Consider the following 4,652-nt stretch of genomic DNA (forward strand, 5'->3'; position numbering starts at 1 on the left):
CCGCGTACGGGTCCTGGGCGTAGGTGTCGGCCACGTACCAGTCGCCGGACGGCGACTCGGCGCCCGGCCGGCTCTCACCGCGGCCCGACGGCCGCTCCTCGCTGCGCCCGGTCATGTCACCTCTTCGCTGTCGTGGGGGGAGGCCGGCCCGGCGGTGCGGGGGGTCGGCGGTATCAAGGACCAACCTTCTCATCACCGGCGGCCCGATCCCGGCCATCCGGGCTGCTGCCACGCGGTGTCTGCGCGGGACCGTCACCAGGGGTGCCGTCCGTCCCGCCGGTCCTCTCCGGTGCCGGGGCCCCCTGTGCGGCGTCCTCCGCCGGGGCCCGCGGGGCGGGCTCCGCCGCTCCGGTGCCGCCCGCGGCCGGGGCGTCGCCGAGCGGGGCGTCGCCGACCGGCTGGTCGCCGTCCTCGTGCGGCTGCCCGCCGAGGCGCTTGCGCTGGCGCACGAAGCGCAGCGCGGCCAGCAGCAGCAGGACCCCGGCGCCCGCGAAGACGTACAGCACGCCGTTGGTCACCGAGGTGACCTCCACGGTGAACTTCTGCGCCTCGCCGTACGGCCGGGAGTCGGGGCCGGTGGTCCACAGCTGGGCGGTCATCGCGACCGGCCCGTTGTTGTGCGCCTCGGCGTTGAAGCGCAGGGTCACGCTCTGCGAGGGCGGGAGGACCAGCTCCTCCTCCTTGCTCACCCGCAGCCTGTTCGGCTGGGCCGAGGTGAGCACCAGCTTCAGGTTGGTGACCGTCTGGGTCAGGTCGTTGCGGACGCTGACCTGGAGCAGACCGGACTCGCCGGCCAGGGTGACCACGTTCTTCCTCGGCACCTGGACGGCCTTGGTCAGCTCCTTCAGGTACCCCGTGACGCCGGCCCGGTAGGTGCTCCCGGCCGGCGGCTGGCTGCGCCACTCGGTGGACAGCGAGCGGGCCATCGCGGCGCTGAACGGGCCGCGCACCCGCTGCGGCAGGGTGAGCACCCGCATCAGGGTGTCCAGGTCGTGCTGGATGTCGTCGGTGCGGCTCAGGTCGGCCGCCGGCAGCTCCGAGGCGCGGATCTGGGTCGGGTAGTCGGTGGGCGCCGGGACGGCGGTGTTGGCCTTCGGATCGGCCGCGGACTGGGCCACCGCGTCCAGCTTGACCGAGGAGATCCACTTGCCGTCCGCCGTCTGGAGGGCGTTCGCCAGCGCCTTGGCACCGGCGGCGCTCAGCTCGCGCGGCGGCAGGACCAGCAGCCCGCGCTGGTTCTGCGGCTGCTCGTGGGTGATCGCGAAGGTCTCGGCGAGGAAGCGCTGGGTGGCGTCGGTCTGCGCCTGCGGGCTACTCAGGTCCTTGTCGAAGAGCGCGGAGACGGTCTCGTCGGCGACCACCGCGCTCTGCCCGTTGCCGATCGGACGGACCGCGGTCGGGGTGTAGGTGAGCGAGTCCGGCTCCGGCATGCTCGCGCCGTCGACCAGCACCAGCCCGTTGCCCGACTGCTGGGCGAGGGCGGCGATCTGCTGGTCCAGGAAGCCCCGGTACGGCCAGGCGACGTCCGAGCGGGTGTCCACGGCGAGCCGGCCCTCGACGGTCAGCCGGCCGGCGGTGGACGCCTTGCTCAGCGCGGTGGTCATCCCGGCCAGGTCGGAGCCGTTGTGGGCGATCGAGGCGAGGTCCGGGTCGGCGTACGGCAGCGAGACCACCTGGCTGCCCGGCTTGGCGACGGCGGCCCGCAGCTTGTCCAGCCAGGCGACGGCTGCGGCCGAGGCGGGGACCTGGACGGTGTTGTCGTCCTTGGCGGACTTGCCCGCCCCCTCGGTGCCCGGCTTCTGCACCCGGTAGGGCTTGGTCATCGCGAGCGCGGCGTCCAGCAGATCCGGGTCGATCACCCAGGTCAGGCCGTTCAGCCTGGCGCCGGTGTCGACCAGCTCGTACAGCCGGCCGCCCGGGGCGAACTCGGCGGCCAGGCTGTCGTCGCGCAGCACCGGGGTCGGCTGGTCGCTGTTGTCGGCGGTGGTCTGGGCGGCCAGCACCGGGGCGTGCACCAGCGGCCAGATCGTGGCGACCTTCGTCGGCTGCGCCTCGGCGCCGCCCGGGTTGTACGGCAGGAAGGTCCGGGCGATGCCCAGGGCGCGGTCGCGCGGGTTGTCGGCGGTCCCGCCCCAGGCGTCCACCGCGAGCTCGTACGCGCCGCTCGCGGAGAACCCGAGGTCGCTCACCGCGACGCTCAGGGTGTACGGCTGGCTCTGCCCCGGGTTCAGCTCCGGCAGGGCGTACTGCGGGCTGTCCAGCTCCACGCCGTCCTTGCTGTCCGGCGTGGAGCGGTCGGCCACGTTGGCCAGGTCGCTGCGCCGGTCCAGCGGTTTGCCGGAGTACGGCTTGCGGACGGCCGCGTGGGCGCCCTTGATCGCCGACTTGCCGGCGTTGGTGACCTGCCCGGTGATCGTCACGATCCCGCCCGGGGCGGCCACCTGCGGGTTCAGCGTGTCGATGGTCATCACCACCGGGTACTCGGCCGTGGCGGTGGAGTCGCCGGCCGGCCGGACGTTGCCGCCGGCGGGCAGCGCACCGGCCGGGGAGGCCGTGAAGAGGGTCAGGGCGGCCGCGCAGGCGGCGGCCAGGCGCAGGCCCGCACGGCGCGCCCGGCGGGCCGGATGGCGCCCCCCGGCGGGGCGCTCGGCCCGTCCAGGCTGTCGGTGCGCCCCCAGGCCCGAGTGCCGTGCCGGCTCACTCACTCGCTTCGCCCTCGCCGTTCTCGATCGTTCGCTGCTGATGCTGTCCGTCCGGCGCGGTCCGCCCGACGGTCTTCGCTTGACTCTCTTGGAACTCTTCGCCCGACGCCGTCGCCGCACCGCTGCCACGGGGATCCCGCGGACGGCGGCGGCGCGCGGCACCGCATCCCCTGTCCGGTGCCCGAGACTCGTCCACCGGCATGGTAACGATGCAGCCCGCGGCGCAGTGTTGCGGGCTGTGGGGTGAGACGCCCAGAACGCGCGGGCGGTTGACCTGTCGGGGCACGTACCCTTGTGAGCCGTGTCCACTGCCAATGAGCCCACCGCGCGCACCGACCGTTCCAGCACCGCCGTCCAGGTCGTCCCAGGGCTGAGCGAGGCCCAGACGCTCGGCCTCCAAGAGCTGCTGCGGGTGTCGCCGGTCGCCGACGAGATCGCCCGCCGGTTCCAGGCGGCCGGTCACCGGCTGGCGCTGGTCGGCGGGTCCGTCCGGGACGCGCTGCTCGGCCGGCTCGGCAACGACCTGGACTTCACCACCGACGCCCGTCCGCAGCAGGTGCTCAAGCTGGTCAAGGGCTGGGCGGACGCGGTCTGGGACGTCGGCATCGCCTTCGGCACGGTCGGCGCCCGCAAGGACACCCCCGAGGGCTCCTTCCTGATCGAGATCACCACCTACCGCTCCGAGGCGTACGACCGCACCTCGCGCAAGCCCGAGGTCAGCTACGGCGACACCATCGGGGAGGACCTGGTCCGCCGGGACTTCACGGTCAACGCGATGGCCGTCGACCTGCCCGGCCGCGGCTTCGTCGACCCGCACCACGGCCTGGAGGACCTGGAGGCCCGGGTGCTGCGCACCCCCGCCACCCCCGAGGAGTCCTTCTCCGACGACCCGCTGCGGATGATGCGGGCCGCCCGCTTCGCCGCCCAGCTGGACTTCGACCCGGCGCCCGAGGTGGTCGCCGCGATGACCGCGATGGCCGAGCGGCTCACCATCGTCTCCGCCGAGCGGATCCAGGCCGAGCTGAACAAGCTGCTGCTGGCCAAGCACCCGGTGAAGGGCCTGCGGCTGCTGGTCGACACCGGCCTGGCCGGGTACGTGCTGCCCGAGCTGCCCGCGCTGCGGCTGGAGCGGGACGAGCACCACCGCCACAAGGACGTCTACGAGCACTCGCTGACCGTCCTGGAGCAGGCCATCGACCTGGAGCAGGACGGCCCGGACCTCACCCTGCGGCTGGCCGCGCTGCTGCACGACATCGGCAAGCCGCGCACCCGCCGCTTCGAGTCGGACGGCCGGGTCTCCTTCCACCACCACGAGGTGGTCGGCGCCAAGATGACCCGCAAGCGGATGCGCGAGCTCAAGTACTCCAAGGAGCTCACCGAGGACGTCTCGCGCCTGGTCGAGCTGCACCTGCGCTTCCACGGCTACGGCGGCGGAGAGTGGACCGACTCCGCGGTGCGCCGCTACATCACCGACGCCGGGCCGCTGCTGGAGCGCCTGCACAAGCTGACCCGCTCCGACTGCACCACCCGCAACAAGAAGAAGGCGGCCGCGCTCTCCCGCACCTACGACGGCCTGGAGACCCGGATCGGCGAGCTGAAGGAGCAGGAGCAGCTGGACGCCGTCCGCCCGGCGCTGGACGGCAACCAGATCATGGAGCTGCTCGGCCTCAAGCCCGGCCCGCAGGTCGGCAAGGCGTACAAGCACATGCTCGAACTCCGGCTGGAGCACGGCCCGATGGAGCACGACGAGGCGGTCGGGGCGCTGCGGGCCTGGTGGGCCGAGCAGCAGGGCTGAGCCCGGCTCCGGACACCACGGGAGCTCCGGACACCACGGGAGCTCCGGGCAGGACGGGAGCTCCGGACACGACGAGAGGGGTGGCCCCGGCCGATCGAATAGGAGCCGTTGCGCTGGATGTTGGCGAGGAAGTGGTCGTTGGTGTCCTGGAGGGC

General features: G+C 73.4%; 2 protein-coding genes. One reads left to right on the forward strand and one right to left on the reverse strand.

Annotated elements, in window-relative coordinates:
• Positions 1-173 precede the first annotated feature (173 nt).
• Positions 174-2,705, reverse strand: coding sequence for a DUF6049 family protein (locus ACFU6K_RS31960; RefSeq protein ID WP_380668964.1), 2,532 nt, complete (start codon positions 2,703-2,705; stop codon positions 174-176).
• A gap of 367 nt (positions 2,706-3,072) precedes the next feature.
• On the opposite strand from ACFU6K_RS31960, the gene ACFU6K_RS31965 reads away from it, so the two are divergent.
• Positions 3,073-4,497: a CCA tRNA nucleotidyltransferase gene (locus tag ACFU6K_RS31965; protein WP_117491838.1), complete on the forward strand. Its 1,425-nt coding sequence runs from the start codon at positions 3,073-3,075 to the stop codon at positions 4,495-4,497.
• The last annotated feature ends 155 nt before the right edge of the window (positions 4,498-4,652 follow it).

The organism is Kitasatospora sp. NPDC057512, from assembly GCF_042802135.1.
Lineage (GTDB): Bacteria > Actinomycetota > Actinomycetes > Streptomycetales > Streptomycetaceae > Kitasatospora.